16 protein-coding genes are annotated in these 21,060 nt (G+C 73.7%); 9 read left to right on the forward strand and 7 right to left on the reverse strand.

What is annotated here, in order from left to right:
* Positions 1–166: 166 nt before the first annotated feature.
* On the forward strand, positions 167–1,090 hold the full coding sequence (locus tag ACZ5WK_RS02810; RefSeq protein WP_465544217.1) for a lytic polysaccharide monooxygenase auxiliary activity family 9 protein: 924 nt from the start codon (positions 167–169) through the stop codon (positions 1,088–1,090).
* Between the two features lie 186 nt (positions 1,091–1,276).
* On the opposite strand, the gene ACZ5WK_RS02815 is transcribed toward ACZ5WK_RS02810, so the two are convergent.
* The 4 genes from ACZ5WK_RS02815 to ACZ5WK_RS02830 all read right to left on the reverse strand — a co-directional run bounded on the left by ACZ5WK_RS02815 (position 1,277) and on the right by ACZ5WK_RS02830 (position 6,132).
* The gene (locus ACZ5WK_RS02815; protein ID WP_465544219.1) at positions 1,277–2,425 is read right to left on the reverse strand and encodes a DUF2510 domain-containing protein; all 1,149 of its coding nucleotides are present in this window, start codon (positions 2,423–2,425) and stop codon (positions 1,277–1,279) included.
* A 98-nt stretch (positions 2,426–2,523) separates the two neighbouring features.
* The gene (locus ACZ5WK_RS02820) at positions 2,524–3,330 is read right to left on the reverse strand and encodes a 3-oxoacyl-ACP reductase (RefSeq protein WP_465544221.1); all 807 of its coding nucleotides are present in this window, start codon (positions 3,328–3,330) and stop codon (positions 2,524–2,526) included.
* 8 nt (positions 3,331–3,338) lie between these two features.
* The gene (locus ACZ5WK_RS02825) at positions 3,339–4,721 is read right to left on the reverse strand and encodes an aldehyde dehydrogenase family protein (protein WP_465544223.1); all 1,383 of its coding nucleotides are present in this window, start codon (positions 4,719–4,721) and stop codon (positions 3,339–3,341) included.
* Between the two features lie 4 nt (positions 4,722–4,725).
* Positions 4,726–6,132: a glutamine synthetase family protein gene (locus tag ACZ5WK_RS02830; protein ID WP_465544225.1), complete on the reverse strand. Its 1,407-nt coding sequence runs from the start codon at positions 6,130–6,132 to the stop codon at positions 4,726–4,728.
* Between the two features lie 155 nt (positions 6,133–6,287).
* On the opposite strand from ACZ5WK_RS02830, the gene ACZ5WK_RS02835 reads away from it, so the two are divergent.
* Positions 6,288–7,034 carry a gamma-glutamyl-gamma-aminobutyrate hydrolase family protein gene (locus ACZ5WK_RS02835; protein ID WP_465544226.1) on the forward strand — a complete coding sequence of 249 codons (747 nt, stop codon included), beginning with the start codon at positions 6,288–6,290 and terminating at the stop codon, positions 7,032–7,034.
* Between the two features lie 175 nt (positions 7,035–7,209).
* Here ACZ5WK_RS02835 and chrA read toward each other — a convergent pair whose 3' ends face one another.
* Complete coding sequence (gene chrA / locus ACZ5WK_RS02840; RefSeq protein ID WP_465544227.1) at positions 7,210–8,427, reverse strand: chromate efflux transporter; 1,218 nt, start codon at positions 8,425–8,427, stop codon at positions 7,210–7,212.
* A gap of 173 nt (positions 8,428–8,600) precedes the next feature.
* Here chrA and ACZ5WK_RS02845 point away from each other — a divergent pair, with 173 nt between their 5' ends.
* Positions 8,601–9,650 carry a cation diffusion facilitator family transporter gene (locus ACZ5WK_RS02845; protein ID WP_465544230.1) on the forward strand — a complete coding sequence of 350 codons (1,050 nt, stop codon included), beginning with the start codon at positions 8,601–8,603 and terminating at the stop codon, positions 9,648–9,650.
* Between the two features lie 116 nt (positions 9,651–9,766).
* Positions 9,767–10,666 (forward strand): 5'-3' exonuclease, encoded by a 900-nt coding sequence (locus ACZ5WK_RS02850; protein ID WP_396321820.1) that lies wholly within the window; start codon positions 9,767–9,769, stop codon positions 10,664–10,666.
* A gap of 77 nt (positions 10,667–10,743) precedes the next feature.
* On the opposite strand, the gene ACZ5WK_RS02855 is transcribed toward ACZ5WK_RS02850, so the two are convergent.
* Positions 10,744–13,599 carry a DEAD/DEAH box helicase gene (locus ACZ5WK_RS02855; RefSeq protein ID WP_465544361.1) on the reverse strand — a complete coding sequence of 952 codons (2,856 nt, stop codon included), beginning with the start codon at positions 13,597–13,599 and terminating at the stop codon, positions 10,744–10,746.
* A 269-nt stretch (positions 13,600–13,868) separates the two neighbouring features.
* Between ACZ5WK_RS02855 and ACZ5WK_RS02860 the strand changes: the two genes are divergently transcribed.
* Together ACZ5WK_RS02860 and ACZ5WK_RS02865 are read left to right on the forward strand one after the other, a co-directional pair.
* Positions 13,869–14,243, forward strand: coding sequence for a hypothetical protein (locus ACZ5WK_RS02860; RefSeq protein ID WP_396321763.1), 375 nt, complete (start codon positions 13,869–13,871; stop codon positions 14,241–14,243).
* Positions 14,244–14,272: 29 nt separating this feature from the next.
* Positions 14,273–14,605, forward strand: coding sequence for an ArsR/SmtB family transcription factor (locus tag ACZ5WK_RS02865; RefSeq protein ID WP_465544233.1), 333 nt, complete (start codon positions 14,273–14,275; stop codon positions 14,603–14,605).
* A gap of 6 nt (positions 14,606–14,611) precedes the next feature.
* On the opposite strand, the gene ACZ5WK_RS02870 is transcribed toward ACZ5WK_RS02865, so the two are convergent.
* Positions 14,612–15,790, reverse strand: coding sequence for an aminotransferase class V-fold PLP-dependent enzyme (locus ACZ5WK_RS02870; RefSeq protein ID WP_465544235.1), 1,179 nt, complete (start codon positions 15,788–15,790; stop codon positions 14,612–14,614).
* 103 nt (positions 15,791–15,893) lie between these two features.
* On the opposite strand from ACZ5WK_RS02870, the gene ACZ5WK_RS02875 reads away from it, so the two are divergent.
* The 3 genes from ACZ5WK_RS02875 (at position 15,894) to ACZ5WK_RS02885 (ending at position 20,982) form a co-directional block, all read left to right on the forward strand.
* The gene (locus tag ACZ5WK_RS02875; RefSeq protein ID WP_465544237.1) at positions 15,894–17,963 is read left to right on the forward strand and encodes a S9 family peptidase; all 2,070 of its coding nucleotides are present in this window, start codon (positions 15,894–15,896) and stop codon (positions 17,961–17,963) included.
* 88 nt (positions 17,964–18,051) lie between these two features.
* A complete protein-coding gene (locus ACZ5WK_RS02880; RefSeq protein ID WP_465544239.1) occupies positions 18,052–18,429 on the forward strand; it encodes a YrdB family protein in 378 nt (125 codons plus the stop codon).
* A 180-nt stretch (positions 18,430–18,609) separates the two neighbouring features.
* A complete protein-coding gene (locus ACZ5WK_RS02885) occupies positions 18,610–20,982 on the forward strand; it encodes an immune inhibitor A domain-containing protein (RefSeq protein WP_465544241.1) in 2,373 nt (790 codons plus the stop codon).
* The last annotated feature ends 78 nt before the right edge of the window (positions 20,983–21,060 follow it).

A 21,060-nucleotide genomic window follows, 5' to 3' on the forward strand; every position in this document is an offset into this window, starting at 1 on the left:
TACGGCTACAGTCCGTCAAAAAGTGCGCCACAACGGGCTATTGCCAGTTGGTCTAGTCCAATCATACGCTCTGGCCGGGGGCCCGCGCGCCGGGTCGGCGGCCCCCGGGCAGACGTGTCCATCCCCCCACGGTCGACCCGGAACACGGTCAAGGAGTCCCCACCCCATGTCCATCAAGCGAAGTGCCCTGTCCGTCGGCGTGATAGGCGCCGCGGTCCTCGCCGTGTCGGCCACCGCCACCGGCACCGCAAGCGCCCACGGCACGATGACCGGCCCGGTCAGCCGGGTCGCCGCCTGCTACGCCGAAGGCCCGGAGACCCCCAAGTCCCAGATCTGCAAGGACCTCGTGGCGATGAGCGGCACCCAGCCGCTGTACGACTGGAACGAGGTCAACATCGCCAACGCGGACGGCCACCACCAGGCGCTGATCCCGGACGGCAAGCTCTGCTCGGCCAACCGGGACAAGTACAAGGCGTTGGACCTGCCGCGGGCCGACTGGCCCGCCACCCCCGTGAGTTCCGGCAGGCTCGACCTCAAGTTCCGCGTCACCGCGCCGCACCTCGGCACCCAGACCGTCTACATCACCAAGCAGAGCTGGGACCCGACCCAGCCCCTGAAGTGGTCCGACCTCGACCCGACCCCGGTCGCGGTGGTGCCGACCAGCAGGACCGCGGCGGACGGCTACTACAGCTACAGCGGCACGCTGCCGCAGCGCACCGGCCGCCAGCTGCTCTACATGGTCTGGCAGCGCAGCGACAGCCCCGAGGCCTTCTACAGCTGCTCCGACGTCGACTTCGGCAAGGCCGCCGCAGCCGCCGGGCAGCCGGCCCAGGCCCTGGCCGCGCAGGCGCCGGCCGCGCCGAGCGACGAGCAGATCGCCGCGGGCCAGTCCAAGTCCACCGTCGCCCACCACGGACACGGCGGCAACGCCAACGAGCCGGCCGGCGCCGTCGTTCCGACCGCCAGCGCCGCCGTCGGCGGCTCGGCCACCGGCCCGCTGCTGCTCGCCGGGGCCGCGGCGATCGGCGTCGGCTGGGCCGGCATGGTGCTCCGGCGCCGTCGCTTCGAGGCTGTTCGACGCGACTCCTGACCGCCGGAGGCCGGCCCCGGACCGCCCGCCAACCCCCGTGCGGTCCGGGGCCGGCGACCCACCCTCGTGGCGGTCCGCCCCGTGCCGGCTGAACACGGTGCGGACCGGAGAGCCGGCGAGCCGGACACGACGGCGGCCCACCCGGAGGTTCCGGGTGGGCCGCCGTGCGTGAGCGGAGCAGCGCGGTCAGGTGGTACCGGTGCCGTTCCCGTCGTCCGGGCCGGCGCCGCCGCCCGGGAAGGCCGGCACCTTGCCGGTGTAGTCGGCGATGCCCTTGACGATGGTGTCCATCACGGCGACGTCCGGTGCCTTGTCGGCGATGTCGAAGCCCAGGTGGACGGAGACCAGTGACTTCCCGTCGGCCGACGGGAAGACCACGGTCTCCACGTAGCCGTCGTTGCCCTTGGCCGCGTCGACCTTCCAGCGGACCAGGTAGCCGTCCCTGCCGCCGACCTTGACCGCCTCCGACTTCAGCTCCTCGTGGGAGTTGAGGTCGTTGTACGAGTCCTTGGCCGCCTTCTCGATGTCGGCCTTGGCCGCCGCCTGGACGTCGGTGCCGCCCCCGCTGATCCGGCCGGTGTTGGCGCCGCCGAGCGAGCAGGTGCCGCCGCCCTCGCAGGTGTACGAGCCCACGCTCAGAGCGGCGTAGCCGTCCTTAGTGGTGCCGCCCTCCCAGCCGGCGGGGACGGGCAGGGTGACCCGGTTCACCAGGTCGGCGGCGGTGCCGCTGCCCTTGCCGTTCCCCTTGCCGTTCCCCTTGCCGTTCCCGTTGTTGCCGTTGCCGTTGTTGCCGTTGCCGTTCCCGCCGCCCTTGCCGTCCCCGCTGCCGCCGCCGTTGCTCCCGCCGTTGCCGTCGGGGCCGCTGAAGTCGGGCAGGCCGCCCCAGGGGCCGTCCTGGTCGTACGGCGCCGGCCTCGCGGTGCGGTGCGAGGCCTGCTTCCCGCCGTGGTCGTCCATCGCCAGGTAGGTGATGCCGGAGCCGGCGGCCAGCCCGAGCAGCGCGGCCACGGCCGTCGCGAGGACCAGCTTGGACGGCCTGCGCGGACGCTTCGGCGCCGGCGGCACGGGCGCGCCGTAGGCGGTGGCGAAGGGGGGCGGCTCGGGGTAGCGGACGCCCGGCCCGCTCCCCAGCACCTCCCCCTCCAGCACCCGGGTCTCGGCGGTCTCGTCCGGCCCCGGAGCCTGCGCCGCCGGGGGCTCCGGCGGCGGGGCGTCCGAGGGTGCGGGCCGGGTGCTGGCCGTCCAGCCCGTGCCGTCCCACCAGCGCTGCGGCCGCGGATCGCTGGTGATGTCCTTCGGGTCCGGGTACCACCCGGCGGGGATCTGCTCACTCACGACAGAGAATCTAAAGGCAGCCGGATAAACGCGATATCAGCGTGACCGCGAATTCCCGGCATTTTCGATGAGATTCCGGTGAGAACTCCGGGAGCGGTCTACAGCGGTGTGACGTACGCCCCGGAGATACCGCCGTCGACCAGGAACTCGCTCGCCGTGATGAAGGAGGAGTCGTCGCTGGCCAGGAAGGCGACCGCGGCGGCGATCTCCTCCGGGCGGGCGAAGCGGCCGAGCGGGACGTGCACCAGCCGGCGGGCCGCCCGTTCCGGGTCCTTCGCGAAGAGCTCCCGCAGCAGCGGGGTGTCCACCGGCCCGGGCGAGAGCGCGTTGACCCGGATGCCCTCGCGGGCGAACTGCACGCCCAGCTCGCGCGACATCGCCAGCACCCCGCCCTTGGAGGCGGTGTAGGAGATCTGCGAGGTGGCCGCGCCCATCCGGGCCACGAAGCTGGCGGTGTTGATGATCGAGCCGCGCCCGTGCCTCCGCATGTACGGCAGCGCCGCCTTGCAGCAGAGGTAGACGGAGGTCAGGTTGACCTCCTGGACCTTGCGCCAGGCGTCCAGCCCGGTGGTCAGGATGGAGTCGTCCTCCGGCGGCGAGATGCCCGCGTTGTTGAAGGCGACGTCCACGCTGCCGTACGTCTCGTAGGCCTCGTCGAAGAGCGCCTCGACCATGTACGGGTCGGTGACGTCGGTGTGCACGAAGAGGCCGCCGACCTCCTTGGCGGCCGCCTTGCCGGTCGGCTCGTCGAGGTCGGCGCAGACCACCTTCGCGCCCTCCGCGGCGAGCCGGCGGGCGGCGGCCAGGCCGATGCCGCTGCCCGCGCCGGTGATCACGGCGGTGCGGCCGGCCAGGCGGCGGCAGACCGGGCCGGCCTGCTCCGGCTTCGGGGCCTTCTCGGTCATGCCGGCTCCTACTCCTCGCTCTGGATGAAGACGTTCTTGGTCTCGGTGAAGTGCCTCAGCGCGTCCGGCCCCAGCTCGCGGCCGATGCCGGACTCGCCGAAGCCCCCGAACGGCGTCCAGTACCGCACCGAGGAGTGCGAGTTGACCGACAGGTTGCCCGCCGCGACGCCCCGGGCCAGCCGCAGCGCCCGGCCGAGGTCGCGGGTCCAGATGGAGCCGGAGAGGCCGTAGCGGGTGGCGTTGGCCAGGCGCAGGGCGTCCGCCTCGCCGTCGAAGGGCAGCACCACGGCGACCGGGCCGAAGATCTCCTCGGTGGCGACCGGGGCGTCGGGCTCCGCGGGCGCCAGCACCGTCGGCGGGTACCAGAAGCCGGGCCCGTCGGGCACCGTGCCGCGGGCCAGCACCGGCAGGTCGGGGGTGGCGTAGGAGGCGACCCGGCGGACCTGGGCGGCGGAGATCAGCGGGCCGAGCTCGGTCCGGGGATCGGCCGGATCGCCGGTGCGGACGGCCTCGACGGCGGGCAGCAGGTGGGCCAGGAAGTCGTCGTAGGCCTCGCGCTGGACCAGGATCCGGCTGCGGGCGCAGCAGTCCTGGCCGCTGTTGTCGAGGAAGGACATCGGGTCGGCGGCGCGGGCGAGGTCGGCGTCGGCGAAGACGATGTTGGGGCTCTTGCCGCCGAGTTCGAGGGTGACCCGCTTGGCGCGGGCGGCGCAGCGGGCGGCCACCTCCTTGCCGACGACGGTGGAGCCGGTGAAGACGATCTTGCGGACGGCGGGGTGGTCGACCAGGGCCCGGCCGGTGGTGCCGCCGGCGCCGGGGACGACCTGGAACAGGCCTTCGGGCAGCCCTGCGGCGAGGGCGAGTTCGGCCAGCCGCAGGGCGGTGAGCGGGGTGGCCTCGGCGGGTTTGAGGAGTACCGCGTTGCCCGCCGCGAGGGCGGGGGCGAAGCCCCAGGCGGCGACCGGCATCGGGAAGTTCCACGGGGCGATCACGCCCACCACGCCGACCGGTTCGTGGAAGGTGACGTCCAGGCCGCCGGCCACCGGGATCTGCCGGCCGGTCAGCCGTTCCACTCCCCCGGCGGCGTACTCCAGCAGGTCGCGGACGTTGCCCGCCTCCCAGCGGGCGTTGCCGACGGTGTGGCCGGCCTCGGTCACCTCCAGGGTGGCCAGCTCGTGCACGTGCGCGTCGACCTGGTCGGCGAACCGCCGCAGCAGCCGGGCCCGTTCGCCGGGGGCGAGGGCGGCCCAGCCCTGCTGGGCCTTGACCGCCCGCTGGACGGCGGCGTCGAGCCGCTCGGGGGTGGTGTCGGGGACGTCGGCGATCGGCTCGCCGGTGGCGGGGTTGCGGACGGTGCTGGTGGCGGGCTCGCCGCTGCCGGTCGGGTTCACGTGCTCACATCCGCTCGAAGGATCGGTAGCGCTCCCAGTCGGTGACGGCGCCGTCGTACGCGGCCTGCTCGACCCGGGCCATGTGCAGGTAGTGCTCGGCCACGTCGGGGCCGAAGGCGTCCCGGGCCAGCTCGCTCTCCGCCCAGAGGTCGGCGGCCTCGCGCAGGGAGCCGGGCACCCGGGCGTAGTCGTCGACGGAGTAGGCGTTGCCGAGGCAGGGCGCGGGCAGGTCGAGCTTCTGCTCGAGGCCGTGCAGGCCTGCGGCGATCATTCCGGCCACCGCGAGGTACGGGTTGACGTCGCCGCCGGGCACGCGGTTCTCCATCCGCAGGCCCGGACCGCGCCCCACCACCCGGTACGCGCAGGTGCGGTTGTCCCGGCCCCAGGCGACGGCGGTCGGAGCGAACGAGCCGGGGCGGTACCGCTTGTAGGAGTTGATGTTGGGCGCGTAGAGCAGGCTGAACTCGCGCAGCGCGGTGAGCTGCCCGGCGAGGAAGTGCCGCATGGTGTCCGTCATCCGCCCGTCGCGGTCGGCGAAGGCCGGGGTGCCGCCCGGGCCGGCCGAGGAGTCCCGCAGGTCGCGCAGCGAGAGGTGGATGTGGCAGCTGTTGCCCTCGCGCTCGTTGTACTTGGCCATGAAGGTGAGCGCGCAGCCCTGTTGGGCGGCGATCTCCTTGGCGCCCGTCTTGTAGACGCTGTGCTGGTCGCAGGTGGTGAGGGCGTCGGCGTGGCGGAAGGCGATCTCGTGCTGGCCGAGGTTGGCCTCGCCCTTGGCGGACTCCACGACGAGGCCGGCGCCGGCCATCTCGACCCGGATCCGGGAGAGCAGCGGCTCGACCCGCGCCGTGCCGAGCATGGAGTAGTCGACGTTGTACTGGTTGGCCGGGGTCAGGCCGCGGTAGCCGCCCAGCCAGGCCTGCTCGTAGGTGTCGCGGAAGACCAGGAACTCCAGCTCCGTGCCGATGTCGGCGGCCAGCCCGTACTCGGCCAGCCGCTCGATCTGGCGGCGCAGCAGCTGCCGCGGCGCGGCGTCGACCGGGCGGCCGCCGTGGCGGGCGAGGTCGGCGGTGGCCTGTGCGGTGCCGGGCTGCCACGGGGTGAGCCGGAGGGTGGAGAGGTCGGGGCGCATCGCGAAGTCGCCGTAGCCGGTCTCCCAGGAGGAGAGGGCGTAGCCGTCGACGGTGTTGAGGTCGACGTCGACGGCGAGCAGGTAGTCGCAGGCCTCGGCGCCGTGCTCGGCGACCTCGTCGAGGAAGAACCGGGCGGCGAAGCGCTTGCCCTGCAACCGGCCCTGCATGTCGGTGAAGGCGAGCGCGACGGTGTGGATCTCGCCGGCGTCGACCAGCGTGCGCAGCTCCTCCAGGGTGAGCGGCGCGCGCCGGGGCGCGCCCTCGGCAGCGTTGTCGGGCATGCGGGAAACCTCCTGTTCGATCACTCAGCGAGAGCGTGCGGTCACAGCGAACCGTACGGCCTGCCACGGACGGGGCGGAAGAGGGCGGGCGGGTGTGGCGCGCCGAGAGTACGGATTGACGGGTTATCAGGAGTGACGGGAGGAGAATGCGCGCCATGGATCGCAGGCCTTTCATCGGCGTCAGCACCTATCTGGTGGACGCGAGTTGGAGCGACTGGCGGGACCGCCGGGTGGCGCTGGTGCCCGAGCGGTACACCGCGTACGTACGGCACTCGGGCGGGGTCGCGGTGCTGCTGCCGCCGGACGCCCCCGATCGCGCGCCGGAGGTGCTCGCCCGGCTGGACGCCCTCGTCATCGCGGGCGGGCCGGACATCGACCCCGCGTACTACGGGCAGCCGCGGCACCCCCTGACCGACGTGGACTCGCCGGAGCGCGACGTCTGGGAGTCGGCGCTGCTCCGGGCGGCGCTGGCGGCCGGCATGCCGCTGCTGGGGATCTGCCGGGGCATGCAGGTGCTGAACGTGGTCTGCGGCGGCACGCTCGTCCAGCACCTGCCGGACGTGGTCTGCCCGGACGTCCATGCCGGCTCGCCCGGCAGGTACGGCGAGCACAAGGTCCGGCCGGTGCCCGGCACGCTCCTCGGCGGGCTGCTGCCGGAGAGCGAACTCACCGTGCCGACCTTCCACCACCAGGCCGTCGACCGGCTCGGCGACGGCCTGCGGGTGAGCGCGCACGCGCCCGACGGCACCGTGGAGGCGCTGGAGGGGCCGGGGTTCACGCTGGGTGTGCAGTGGCACCCCGAACAGGGCGAGGACCTGCGGGTGATGCAGGCCCTCGTCCGGGCGGCGACGGCGGCCCGCACGGTGCCGCTGGAGGCGGTCGGCGCGGTCGCGCTGGGCTGACGGGGTCGCGGCGGCCTTCCGCCGCGGGGGTCCCGGTGCCCCCGGCGGGGGCGTCGCGTGCCGGCGGGCGACGGCGGCGCGGCGCGGTGCCGCTCAGGCGGTGACGGGGTCGGTCCGGCCCGGTCGGCGGGGCGGCCCCCGGCCGGCGGGGCGCCGGCGAGGGCGGCCGGCGGGGTCAGGCCGGCGGCAGGCCCGCCAGGGTGGCGAGCACCCCGGCCGCGCCGGCCGCGAGCAGGGCGGGCACCACGCCCCGGCGGGCGACGGCCAGCCAGAGCAGCGCGGCCGCCAGCACCCCCCACTGCCAGCCGTACCCGAGCGCGGCGGCGAGCGGCACCGCCGAGCCGGCGATGGCGCCGATCACGGCGGGCCCGGCGCCGGTGAGGAAGTCCTGCACCCGCCGGTCGGCCCGGAGCCGGTCGAAGTGCCGGCCACCGAGGATCACGAAGAGGAACGACGGCGCGAAGGCGACGGCCGCCGCCAGCAGCCCGCCGCCCACCCCGGCGGCCGCGTAGCCGACGACCGCGACGGTGTGCACGACCGGGCCGGGGGTGACCTGGCCGAGGGCGACGGCGTTGAGGAACTGTCCGTCCGTCATCCAGTGGTAGCGGTGGACCGCGTCGTCCTGCATCAGCGGGATGATCACGAAGCCGCCCCCGTAGGAGAGCGCACCCACCTTGAACGCCACCCAGGCCAGTGCGCCGAGCCCGCCGAGCGCGGGCAGGGCGGGCAGGACTGCAGCCGCCATACCGCGCTGCCGGTGGCCCCGGCCCTTGCCCTGGCCCCGGCGCCGATCCCGGTCCTGGTTCCGGCCCTGGTCGCGGCCGTCCGTACCGGCGCGGACGGCGATCTCGGCCAGCCCGGCGGCGATCACCACCAGCACCAGCCACGGCCCGGTGAGGATCGCGGCGGCCGCGCCCGCCAGCGCGTACCCCGTCCAGCGGGCACGGGCGGCCCGCCCCCGTCCGGCCCGGGTGAAGCTGCCGGGGACCAGTGTGGTGGCGGCCTGCACCGCGACCGCCGGGACGGCCGCACCGGCGCCCGCCGCGGCGCCGAGCACCCAGGTCGGCGGGTCGCCGGCCAGGAAGAGCACCGAGAGGGCGAGGATCATCACCAGCCCGGGGGCGATGAAGCAGGCGCCGCCGACCAGCGCTCCTGGCGTGCCGCGCAGCCGCCACGCGGTGAGGATCGCCAGCTGGGTGGAGGCCGGGCCGGGGAGCAGGTTGGCGGCCGCGATGCCGTCCTCGAACTCGTCCGGCTCCAGCCACCCGCGCCGCTCCACACAGAGCCGGCGCAGCAGCAGGATGTGCGCGGGCGGCCCGCCGAAGCCGAGCACCCCGATCCGGGCCCACTCTCCGGCGATCACCCCCAGGCCGACCGGTCCGGTCCGTTCCATGCTGCGTCTCCCCTGCTCCGTGGCGGCGCGACGATACCGGACGGGGGTTACCGCGCGGCAATGACAACGGCTTCCAGTGCAGCCTTTGGATCTTCGTTCGATCTGCGGTTCACTTCGGGTGCAGGGCGGTTGCGCCCCTGCCCCCACCCCCGTATGTCCAGGAGAGGACTTCGATGGCCGGGCACGAGCACTCGCGCGATGATCATGCGCATGACCACACGCACTCCCACCGGGGCGGTGGCCACGGCCACGGCGGCCACTCGCACGGCGTAGCCGCCGACGCCGACCGCCGCTGGCTGGTGAGCGCGCTCGCGCTGATCGTGGTGTTCATGGCCGGCGAGGTCGTGATCGGCTTCGCCGCCCAGTCGCTGGCGCTGATCTCCGACGCCGCGCACATGCTCACCGACGCCGCCTCGATCGTCCTCGCCCTGGTCGCGATGCGGCTGGCCGCCCGGCCCGCCCGCGGCGGGTACACCTACGGGCTCAAGCGGGCCGAGATCCTCTCCGCGCAGGCCAACGGCGTCACTCTGCTGGTGCTGTCGGCCTGGCTCGGCTACGAGGCGATCGGCCGGCTGCTCGACCCGCCGGAGGTGACCGGCTCGCTGGTGCTGGTCACCGCCCTGGCGGGGATCGTGGTCAACCTGGCCGCCGCCTGGTGCATGTCCAAGGCCAACCGCAGCTCGCTCAACGTCGAGGGCGCGTTCCAGCACGTGGTCACCGACCTGTACGCGTTCATCGCCACCGCCGTCGCCGGCGTGATCATGCTGACCACCGGCTTCGTCCAGGCCGACGCGATCGCCTCGCTGATCGTCGTGGCGCTGATGCTGAAGGCCGGCATCGGCCTCGTCCGGGACTCCGGGCGGATCTTCCTGGAGGCCGCCCCGGCCGGCATCGACCCGGACGCCGTCGCGGACCGGTTGGTCGCCCAGCCGCTGGTCGAGGAGATCCACGACCTGCACATCTGGGAGATCACGTCCGGGCAGCCGGCGCTGTCGGCGCACATCCTGGTCACCCCGGGCGGCGACTGCCACGCCGTCCGCCGCGAGCTCCAGCGCCGGCTGGCCGGCGAGTACGGGATCACCCACAGCACGCTCCAGGTCGACCACGTCGGCGAGGACGAGGCGGGTGCGCTGCTCCAGATCACCGCCCGGGGCGACCTCTCCCCCGAGCACTGCGCCGACGCACACGGTCCGGTCCACCGCGCCGGTCCGCACGAGCACTGAGCCCCGGCACGCACGCCGGGCCCGGCACAGCACCGGGCCCGGCACAGCACCGCCCGGTGCGGCGCCCGGCTGTCGGCCCGGTACGGCATGATCGGAGGGTGACCGCACCGCGACTGATGCTGCTCGACTCCGCCAGCCTGTACTTCCGGGCCTACTACGGCGTGCCGGACTCCCTGCGTTCCCCGCAGGGCGAGCCGGTCAACGCCGTCCGGGGCCTGCTGGACTTCATCGCCCGGCTGGTCCAGGACCACCGGCCCGACCAGTTGGTCGCCTGCATGGACGCCGACTGGCGCCCGCAGTGGCGGGTGGACCTCGTCCCCTCCTACAAGACGCACCGGGTGGCCGAGGCTGCCGAGGACGGCGAGGAGGAGGTGCCGGACACGCTGGCCCCGCAGGTGCCGGTGATCGAGCAGGTGCTGGACGCGCTCGGCATCGCCCGGGTCGGCTCCCCCGGCTACGAGGCGGACGACGTGATCGGCACCCTCACCGCGCGGGCGAAGGGCCCGGTGCAGATCGTCACCGGCGACCGCGACCTCTTCCAGCTGGTCGACGACGCCCGCGGGATCACCGTGCTCTACCCCGTCAAGGGCATGGGGAACCTCCAGGTCACCGACGACGCGCTGCTGCTGGAGAAGTACGGCGTGCGCGGCGCCCAGTACGCCGACATGGCCGCCCTGCGCGGGGACCCGAGCGACGGCCTGCCCGGCGTCAAGGGCATCGGCGAGAAGACGGCGGCCCAGCTGATCAACGAGTACGGGGACCTCGCCGCGATCCGGGCCGCCGCGCTGGAGGTCGGCTCCCGGCTCACCCCGGCCCGCCGGCGCAACATCGTCGAGGGCGCGGCCTACCTGGACGTGGCGCCGACGGTGGTCCGGGTCGCCTCCGACGCGCCGATGCCGGCGTTCGACCCGGCACTGCCGCACGAGCCGCTGGACCCGATGACCCTGGAGGAGCTCTCCACCCGCTGGGGTCTCGGCACTTCGCTGGAGCGGGTGCTGGCCGTCCTCGCCGGCTGAGGCGCGTACACCGAAGGGCCCGCCCGGGCGATCCCGGGCGGGCCCTTCCGTCCTCAGGGCCAGGCCCTGTCAGAGGCTCAGCCCACCGAGGAGTAGGCGATGATGCCGCGGCGGAGCCCCTCCACCGCCTTGCGGGCGGTTTTGCGCAGCTCGGCGTCCTCGCCGGCGGCGTCCTGGATCTGGCCGAGCACGTCGATCAGCTGCTTCGTCCAGCGGACGAAGTCGCCGGCCGGCATGTCGGCGTCGCGCAGCACCTGGTCCAGGCCGTGGCCGAGCGCCCAGCGGTAGGCGGCCCAGGCGAAACCGAGGTCGGGCTCGCGCTGGCCGACGCCCTCGGCGGTGTTGATCCGGTGCTGCTCCTCCAGGGCGTCGAGATGGCCCCAGATCCGGACCATCTGGCCGAGCGCCTCCTTGGCGGCGCCCTCGGGCACCCGGGGGGCGGCGGCGTCGTCGGACTGCCGGGCCTCGTAGACCAGCGCCGAGGCGCAGGCGGCCAGTTCGGCGGCGGCCAGGCCGCTCCAGACGCCTTCGCGGATGCACTCGGAGGCGAGGAGGTCCAGCTCGCCGTAGAGCCGGCCGAGCCGCTTGCCGTCGGCGGTGACGGTGTCGCCGCTCAGGTAGCCGAGGTCGGTGAGCAGGCCGCAGACCCGGTCGAAGGTGCGGGCGATGGTGTGGGTGCGGGAGCGCATCCGGCGCTCCAGCTGCTCGGTGTCGCGGTGCAGCCGGTGGTAGCGCTCGGACCAGCGGGCGTGGTCCTCGCGCTCGTCGCAGCCGTGGCAGGGGTGCTGGCGCAGGGTGGCGCGCAGCCGGGTGATCTCGGGGTCGTCGGCGGCGGCCGCCCGGCCCTTGCGGAACCGCTCGGGCTCCAGGTGGCCGGCCTTGGTGCGCAGCGCGGAGGCGAGGTCGCGGCGGGACTGCGGGCTGCGCGGGTTGAAGGACTTGGGGATGCGCAGCCGCTCGATGGCGGCGACCGGGTGCGGGAAGTCGATCATCGCGAGCCGCTTGACCTGCCGCTCGGCGGTGAGCACCACCGGGCGCGGGCCGTCCTGGAAGTCCGGGTGGCGGGTGGCGCCCCGGCCGTTGCGGCTGACCGGCGGCAGGCCCGGGTCGAGGACGAGGGCGAGGCCGGCGAACTTGCCGGTGGGGACGTGGATGACGTCGCCCGGCTTGAGCTGCTCGATGGACTCGACGGCGGCGGCCCGGCGCTGGCTGCTGCCCTCGCGGGCGAGCTCGTTCTCGCGGTCCTTGAGCTCGCGGCGCAGGTTCATGTACTCGTCGAAGTCGCCGAGGTGGCAGGTCATCGACTCGCGGTAGCCCTCCAGCCCCTCCTCGTTGCGCTGGACCTGGCGGGCGATGCCGACCACCGAGCGGTCCGCCTGGAACTGCGCGAACGACGTCTCCAGCAGTTCGCGGGAGCGGTGCCGGCCGAACTGGGAGACCAGGTTGACGGCCATGTTGTAGGACGGCCGGAACGAGGACTTCAGCGGGTAGGTGCGGGTGCCGGCCAGGCCGGCCAGCGCCTCCGGGTCGAGGCCGCGCTGCCAGAGCACCACGGCGTGGCCCTCGATGTCGATGCCGCGCCGCCCGGCCCGGCCGGTGAGCTGGGTGTACTCGCCGGGGGTGATGTCGGCGTGCTGCTCGCCGTTCCACTTGACGAGCTTCTCCATGACCACCGAGCGGGCGGGCATGTTGATGCCGAGCGCCAGGGTCTCGGTCGCGAAGACGGCCTTGACCAGGCCCTTCACGAAGAGCTCCTCGACCACCTCCTTGAACCGGGGCAGCATCCCCGCGTGGTGGGCGGCGATGCCTCGCTCCAGCCCGTCCAGCCACTCGAAGTAGCCGAGGACGTGCAGGTCCTCGTCGGGGATGTCGGCGCAGCGCTCCTGGACGATGTCGCGCACTCGGGCGCGGTCCTCCTCCTTGTTGAGCCGCAGGCCGGAGGAGAGGCACTGCTGGACGGCGGCCTCGCAGCCGGCCCGGCTGAAGATGAAGGTGATCGCGGGGAGCAGGCCCTCGGCGTCGAGGCGGTCGATGACGTCGACGCGGCCCGGCGTCCAGACCCGGCCGGGGCGGCCGTTGGGCATGGAGCGGCCGCGGCCGCGGCCGAACTTGTCTCGCGGGTTGCGGTCCAGCTCGGAGCGGGCGAGGCGGACCAGCTCGGGGTTGACCGCCTTGGCCGGGTTGCGCGGGGCGTCCTTGGGGCGGCCGTCGCGGTCCGGGTTGGCGAACAGGTCGTACATCCGGTTGCCGGCCATCACGTGCTGCCAGAGCGGCACGGGGCGGTTCTCGGAGACGATCACGCGGGTGCCGCCGCGCACGGTGTCCAGCCAGTCGCCGAACTCCTCGGCGTTGGAGACGGTGGCGGAGAGCGAGACCAGGGTGACGGACTCGGGGAGGTGGATGATGACCTCCTCCCAGACTGCGCCGCGGAAGCGGTCGGCGAGGTAGTGCACCTCGTCCATGACCACGTAGCCGAGGCCGTTCAGGGTGCTCGAGCCCGCGTAGAGCATGTTGCGCAGCACCTCGGTGGTCATCACCACCACGGGCGCGTCGCCGTTGACCGTGTTGTCGCCGGTGAGCAGGCCGACCTTGGCGGCGCCGTAGCGCTTGACCAGGTCCCCGTACTTCTGGTTGGAGAGCGCCTTGATCGGCGTCGTGTAGAAGCACTTCCGCCCGCCCTGGAGGGCGAGGTGGACGGCGAACTCGCCGACGATCGTCTTGCCGGAGCCGGTGGGCGCGGCGACCAGGACGCCTTCGCCGGCCTCCAGGGCCTGGCAGGCCTCCAGCTGGAAGTCGTCCAGCGGGAAGTCGTAGAGCTGCTGGAAGCCGTACAGGGCCGTGGCCTGCTCCTTGGCCCGGCGGCGGAAGGCCGCGTACGCCTCGGCGGGGTTGAGCTCCCGGTCTTCGGGGTGCTCGGGCAGAGGGGTGTTCATCGCCGTCCGGGTGTGGTTGGTGTGATCTCGCATCTCAGCGAGAGGTTACCCGGGAGGACTGACATCGATAGCACCGTTTTTCCACGGGCCCGGATCAGTTCTCTCTCACATCCATAGTTGCAAATGTCTTCAAGTAGCTGCGAAGTGGTCACTCGGCGTACGGATTCGAACGTCTTCGGTCATCTGCAGTGAAGTCAGGCCCCGCCTCCCTACATTCGCTTCGACAGCCACCACTCACGGGAGTCCCCCGGTTACAGGAGGAGAAGACGATGGCGAATCTGGAGACCTCGCTCAAGGAGGCCATGGCCATCGACGGTGCGATCGGCATCGCCCTGGTCGACTACGGCAGCGGCATGGCGCTCGGCACCCTCGGCGACGGCGGCGAGCTGGACCTCAACGTCGCCGCCGCCGGCAACACCGACGTGGTCCGGGCCAAGATGCGGGCCATGGAGCTGCTCAACCTCCACGACAACGAGATCGAGGACATCCTGGTCAGCCTGACCAGCCAGTACCACCTGCTCCGGCCGCTCACCATGCCGAACGGCCGGGGCCTCTTCCTCTTCCTCGCGCTCAACCGCGGCCGCGCCAACCTGGCGATGGCCCGGCACCAGCTGAAGCGGATCGAGGTCGCACTGGAGATCTGAACGGACCGGTCACCAGAGAAGGGGGCGCCGTGGGGGTCGCGCTGTACCAGGCCAAGGCCGAGTTCTTCCGGATGCTCGGCCACCCGGTCCGGATCCGGGTCCTGGAGCTGCTTCAGGCCGGACCGACGCCCGTCCGGGACCTGCTGGCCGAGCTGGAGATCGAACCGTCCAGCCTCTCCCAACAGCTCGCCGTCCTGCGCCGGTCCGGCATCGTCACCGCCAGCCGCGAGGGCAGCACGGTGGTCTACGCCCTGGCCGGCACCGAGGTCGCCGACCTCCTCAGGACGGCCCGGCGGATCCTCACCGGGCTGATCGACGACCGGAACGTGCTGCTCGCCGAACTGCGCGCCGCCTCCGAGTGACCGCCCTCACCCCCGTCGCGAGAGCAGCTCCGCCAGGCCCGCCGCCAGCCTCCCGTACTCGTGCGGCCGGTTGTACAGCTGCGCGCTGATCCGCAGCACCCCGCCGCCCGGCCAGGGGCGCACCACCGTCCGCACGGCGTGGCACCGCCACAGCTCCGTCATCACCGCCACCGCCGCCTCGTCGCCCTCGCCCCGCCCCGGGGGCAGGCGCAGCGCGCGCATCGCCACGCCCGCGGTGGCCGGCAGCGGTTCCAGGCCGAGGCGGTCGGCCAGCACCGCCCCGCCGTGGGCGGCGAGCGCCTCGTTGTGCCGGCGCACCTGCCCGGCGCCGAGCTCGCGCAGCAGGCCGAACCCGGCCGGGGCGGCCAGCCAGGGCGTGTAGTCGTAGGTGCCGCGCCATTCGACGCTGGCCGGGAAGCCGCGGTGGTGCTCCCAGGAGAGGGCCAGCGGGCGGACCTTCCCGGTCCACTCGGGGCGGACGGCGAGGACACCGGTGGCGCGCGGGGCGAAGGCCCACTTGTGCAGGTTGCCGAACCAGAAGTCGGCGTCCGGTTCGACCGGCTCGGGCAGCATGCCGGGGGCGTGGGCGCCGTCCACCACGGTGGTGACGCCGCGTGCGCGCAGGGCGGCGAGCAGGCCCGGGCCGGCGATCCGGCGGGCGGTCGGCGAGCTGAGCTGGTCGAGCACGGCGAGCACCGTGCGGCCGGTGACGGCGGCGAGGACGGCGTCGCGGACGGCGTCCTCGTCCGGGGTGTCCAGCGGCAGCCGTACGGTGTGGACCTCGGCGCCGGCCTCCCCGGCGCGCCGGTGGACGGCCCGGGTGACGGCGCCGTAGCCGTGGTCGGTGACCAGGATCCGGTCGCCGGGCGCCAGCGGGACGCTGTCCAGGGCCACCGCGACGGCCTCGGTGACGTTGGCGACCAGGGCGAGCCGGGCCGGGTCGGTGCCCAGCTCGGCGGCGAGCGCGGTGCGGGCGGCGCCGACCCGCCGGGGCAGGTCCGCGAAGAAGCCGTCGGGGTCGCGCTCCTGCTCGGCCCGGAGCCGTTCCTGCTCCTGCTGCACGGGGACGGGCACCGTGCCGTAGGAGCCGTGGTTGAGGTGGGCCGCGCCGGGATCCAGGGTGAACAGCTGGTCCGTACCGGGCAGCGGCGCCGGCGGTTCGGCGGTCCGCGGGTCCTCGATCACTTCGCCTCCAGGGGTCCTGTTCTGCGGTGACATCATAGTGGTGTGTGACATTTCACATGTCGTACCACTGGTCCGGGCAGCGCCGCGCGGAGAACATCGGGCCGTGACCATCACCGACCCCTTCCTCTCCCTCAGCGCCCGCACGGGCCGCTTCGGCTTCGGCGCTCCGCGTGCGATCGTCCTCAGCGAGGACGGCACCCGGCTGCTGCTGCTCCGCTCCACCGGCGCCGAGGACCAGGTCGACCGGCTCCACCTGCTCGACCTGGCCACCGGCGAGGAGCGCCTCGTCGCCGACCCCGCCGTACTCGCCCCCGGCCGCACCGGCGACCCGGCCGACCTCCCGGCCGTCGAACGCCGGCTGCGCGAGCGGATCCGGCTCACCGCCGCCGGCATCGGCTCCTACGCCGCCACCGCCGACCTCGCCGTCGCCGTCCTCGCCCTCGACGGGCGGCTCTTCCGCGCCGACACCACCGCCGGCACCTGCACCGAACTCCCCACCGCCGGGACCGCCTTCGACCCGCGTCCCGACCCGGCCGGCCACCGCGTCGCCTACGTCGCCGACGACGCCCTGTACGTCACGCCCGGCCTCGTGCCGCTCAGCCCCGCCGACGGCGCGCGCTGGGGCGTCGCCGAGTTCGCCGCCGCCGAGGAGCTGGGCCGCTCCCGCGGCCACTGGTGGCGCCCGGACGGCGGCGCCCTGCTCGCCGCCCGGGTGGACGAATCCGCCCTGCCACGCCGGTACTTCGCCGACCCGGCCCGCCCGGACGAGCAGCCGGAGGACTTCGCCTACCCGCAGGCCGGCGGCCCCAACGCGGACGTCCAGCTCTGGGTCCTCGGCCTGGACGGCGGCCGCGTCCGGCTCCGCTGGGACGACACCGGGTTCCCGTACCTCTGCGCCGCCGAATGGGCTGGCACCGGCGAGGTGCTGCTCACCGTCGCCGACCGGCTCCAGCAGCACGTCCTGCTGCTCAGCGCCGACCCGGCCACCGGCGACACCACCGAACTCTCCCGCACCAGCGACGCGTTCTGGGTGGACGACCTACCGGGCACGCCCGCCCGGCTGGCCGACGGGCGGCTGCTCACCGTCCACGACACCCCCGAGGCGCGCGGCCTGGCCCTGGACGGCAAGCCGCTGGACACCACCGGGCTGCAGATCCGCCGCGTGGTCGGCCGGCTGCGCGGCCGGCTGCTCTGCGAGACCGGCGAGGGCGACCCGTTCGACCAGCACGTCCACCTGGTCGACCCGGACGGCGGCCGGCCCGAGCGGCTGAGCACCGGCCCCGGCGTCCACTCCGCGCTCGCCGCCGACGAGACCCTGTTGCTCAGCTGCGCCGGGCCGGACGGCGTCCGCCGGACGGTGCGCCACGACGAGGGCGAACTCGAACTCACCGACCTCTCCGCCGCACTGCCCTACCGAGTGAGCCCGCAACGCGCCCGGGTCACCGAACTCGCCCTGCCCACCGCCGTGGTGTACCCGCGCGACCACGTGCCCGGCCGGCGGCTGCCCGTCCTGCTGGACGTCTACGGCGGGCCCGGCTTCCAGGCGGTGGCCAACGAGCCGCGCCGCTGGCAGCTCCGCCAGTGGTGGGCCGACCAGGGCTTCGCCGTGGTCACGACCGACAACCGGGGCACCCCGTTCGTCACGCCCGCCTTCACCAGGGCGATCTTCCGCCGGTTCTCGCAGGTCGCCCTGGACGACCAGGTGGCCGCCCTGCAGGCACTCGCCGCCGACCACCCCGACCTCGACCTCGGCCGGGTCGGCGTCCGCGGCTGGTCCTACGGCGGCTACTTCGCGGCGCTGGCCGTGCTGCGCCGCCCCGACGTCTTCCACGCCGCCTGCGCGGGCGCCCCGCCCACCGACTTCCGCCGGTACGACACCGCCTACACCGAGCGCTACCTGGGCCTGCCGCAGCAGAACCCCGAGGGGTACGCCGCGGACGACCTGGTACCCGACGCACCGTCACTCACCAGGCCACTGCTGCTGATCCACGGGCTGGCCGACGACAACGTGCACCCCTCGCACACCCTGCGGCTCTCCCAGGCGCTGACCCGGGCCGGCCGGCCGCACAGCGTGCTGCCGCTTCCCGGCGTCACCCACATGACCCCGGGCGGCGTGCAGGAGCAGGTCACCCAGGCCGAACTGGCCTTCCTGCGCGCCTCCTTGTCGGGGTGATCCGTTGTGGCGGGCGGCGGCGCCTGCCAGACTCCCGCCGGGACCGGCGTCCACCCGGGCGCCGGACCGGACGGGGAGGAACAGACGGATGAGAATCAGCAGACCGGGCCCGGTCTCGCAGCGGCAGTGGACCCCCTTGACCGTCGTCAACGGCGGGCTCGCCTTCGCGCTGGAACTGGGGCTGCTGGCGGCGCTCTGCTACTGGGGCTTCAGGACCGGCTCCGGCCCGCTCACCCGGGCCCTGCTCGGGCTGGGCGCGCCGGCCCTCGCGGCAGTCACCTGGGGGCTCTTCCTGGCCGCGGGCGGCCCCACCGTACGACTGCCGCTGGCCGCGGAGATCGCGCTCAAGCTGGCGGTCTTCGCGGTCGGCGCGCTGGCCCTGAACGCCGCCGGCCGCCCCGCCCTGGGGCTGGTGTTCGGGGCCCTGGCACTGATCAGCGTGACCGTGGAGTACACCACGGGCTGACCGAACGCCAACCCTCCGGCGCCGCACGACCGCACGGTCGTGCGGCGCTCTGCGTTCCGCCCTCGTCCGGCGTCTTCCGTGTGACCCATGACATGTGAAATATTACCTGCGCTCCACGACCGTCGGCCTTCCCCCCGACCGTTGCCCCCGACCACCCACCGTCCGGAAAGGACCGGTCAGTTGCGCAGACTGTCCGCGGCACTCGCGGCAGCGCTCACCACGAGCGCGATAGCGGCCACCCTCCTCGGCACCCCCGCCCAGGCCGCACCCCCCTCCCCCGCCACCACCGCCGCCGTCACCGCCCAGGCCGCCGACGAGGGCGGCGCCGAGGCCCCGCCCGGCCCGCTCGCCCCGCAGGAGCGCGAGCGCCAGTCGCTGCGCACCAAGGCACTGGAGCAGCTCAACAAGGGCTCCGTGGCCAAGACCGCGGAGAAGCGCGCGCCCGCCAAGGTGAAGATCGGCAACGACTACGTCCAGCTGGCGCAGCAGCGCAAGGACAAGGTCTTCGTCATCCTCGCCCAGTTCGGCGACGAGGTGGACAACACCACCCAGTACAACGGCCGGCCCCGCTACGGCGGAACGCCCGGCCCGCGGCACAACACCATCCCGCAGCCCGGCCGGAGCGACAACCACACGCTCTGGAACGCCGACTTCGGCCGCGACTACTACCAGCAGATGTTCTTCGACGACACGCCCGGCGCGGTCTCGATGCGCAACTACTACCGCACCCAGTCCTCCGGCCGGTACGACGTCGAGGGCACCGTCAGCGACTGGGTCACCGTGCCGTACAACGAGGCCCGCTACGGCAGCAACAAGGGCCCGCAGGGGTCCGGCGCCTGGACCCAGGCCCAGGAGTTCGTCCGGGACGCCGTCAAGGCCTGGTACGACGGCGAGATCGCCAAGGGCCGGACGGCCGCGGACGTGAAGGCCGAGCTGGCCCAGTACGACGTCTACGACCGCTACGACCACGACAAGGACGGCGAGTTCAGCCAGCCCGACGGCTACCTCGACAACGTCATCGTGGTGCACGCGGGCGTCGACGAGACCTGGGGCGGCGGCGCGCAGGGCGCCGACGCGCTGTGGGCGCACCGCAGTTGGGCGTTCCCGGACCCGGCCGGCCAGACCGGCCCGGCGGGCAACAAGATCGGCGGCGCGCCGGTCGGCGACACCGGCCTCTACGTCTACGACTACGTGCAGGGCGGCGAGAACAGCGGAGTCGGCCTGTTCTCCCACGAGTTCGGCCACAACCTCGGCCTGCCCGACCTGTACAGCACCAGCGGCGGCGACAACAGCGTCAACTTCTGGTCGCTGATGTCCTCCGGCTCCTACCTGGGCAAGGGCAAGAACACCACCGGCGGCTACCCCGGTGACCTCGACGCCTGGAGCAAGCTGCAGTTCGGCTGGCTCAACTACGACGACGCGCAGGCCGCCACCCGCTCCAGCCACGCCCTCGGGGTCAGCGGCTACAACACCGACCAGGCCCAGGCCGTCCTGGTGCACCTGCCGGACGGCACCACCGACACCGACCTCACCGACCCGTACCAGGGCGGCAGGCACTGGTGGAGCGACACCGGCGACAACCTGGACAACGCACTGGCGCGCGACGTCGACCTGCGCACGGTGAGCGGGCCGGTCACGCTGACCGCCGCCACCTGGTACGACATCGAGCAGGACTACGACTTCCTGGCCGTCGAGGCCTCCACCGACGCGGGCAGGACCTGGAAGGCGCTCGGCGGCACCGTCGACGGCGCGCCGATCGGCAACACCACGGCCAACACCCCCGGCCTCACCGGTGCTTCGGGCGCGTACCGGCAGCTGTCGATCCCGCTGGACGGCTACGCCGGCCAGACGGTCCGGCTGCGGTTCCACGTCACCTCCGACAACAACACGCACGGCCGTGGCGTCCTGGTCGACGCCGTCCGGATCGCCGCCGGGGCCACCGAGCTGTTCGCCGACGGCGCCGAGGACGGCACCGCCGGCTGGACGGCCACCGGGTTCACCGTCGTCACCGGCCGCACCGCCGTCAAGCAGCACCCGCGCGCCTACCTGGTGGAGAACCGCCGGTACGCCGGCTACGGCGCCTTCCTGAAGACCGGCCCGTACAACTTCGGGTACACCGGGGTCGACAACAAGAAGGACATCGTCGACAACTACCCGTACCAGGAGGGCGTGCTGGTCTGGCTCTGGGACACCGGGTACGGCGACAACAACACCAAGGACCACCCGGGCGGCGGCCTGATCCTGCCGGTCGACGCGCACCCGGCGCCGATCCGGTTCGCCGACGGCTCGCTGGTCAACGGCCGCGCGCAGACCTACGACGCGACCTTCTCGCTGAAGCCGACCACCGCGTTCACCCTGCACAAGGGCGGCGTCCCGGTGCGGATCGGCGCCGAGCCGGCCGTCCCGGCGTTCAACGACCACTCCGGCGTCTACTCCGACCCGGCCACCCCGCAGCTCTCGGTGAAGGTGCCGGACACCAACACGAAGATCGAGGTGGTCCGCGAGGCCCAGGGCGGCCGGATCACCACCGTCCGGGTGGGCCCGGCCTCCTGAGCACGGCCCCCGGCAGCGCAACGGCCGTGGCCCCCGGATCCGTCCGGGGGCCACGGCCTTCGGTCTTCCCCCGCGGGT

The sequence above is a fragment of the Kitasatospora sp. NPDC032757 genome (assembly GCF_055579305.1).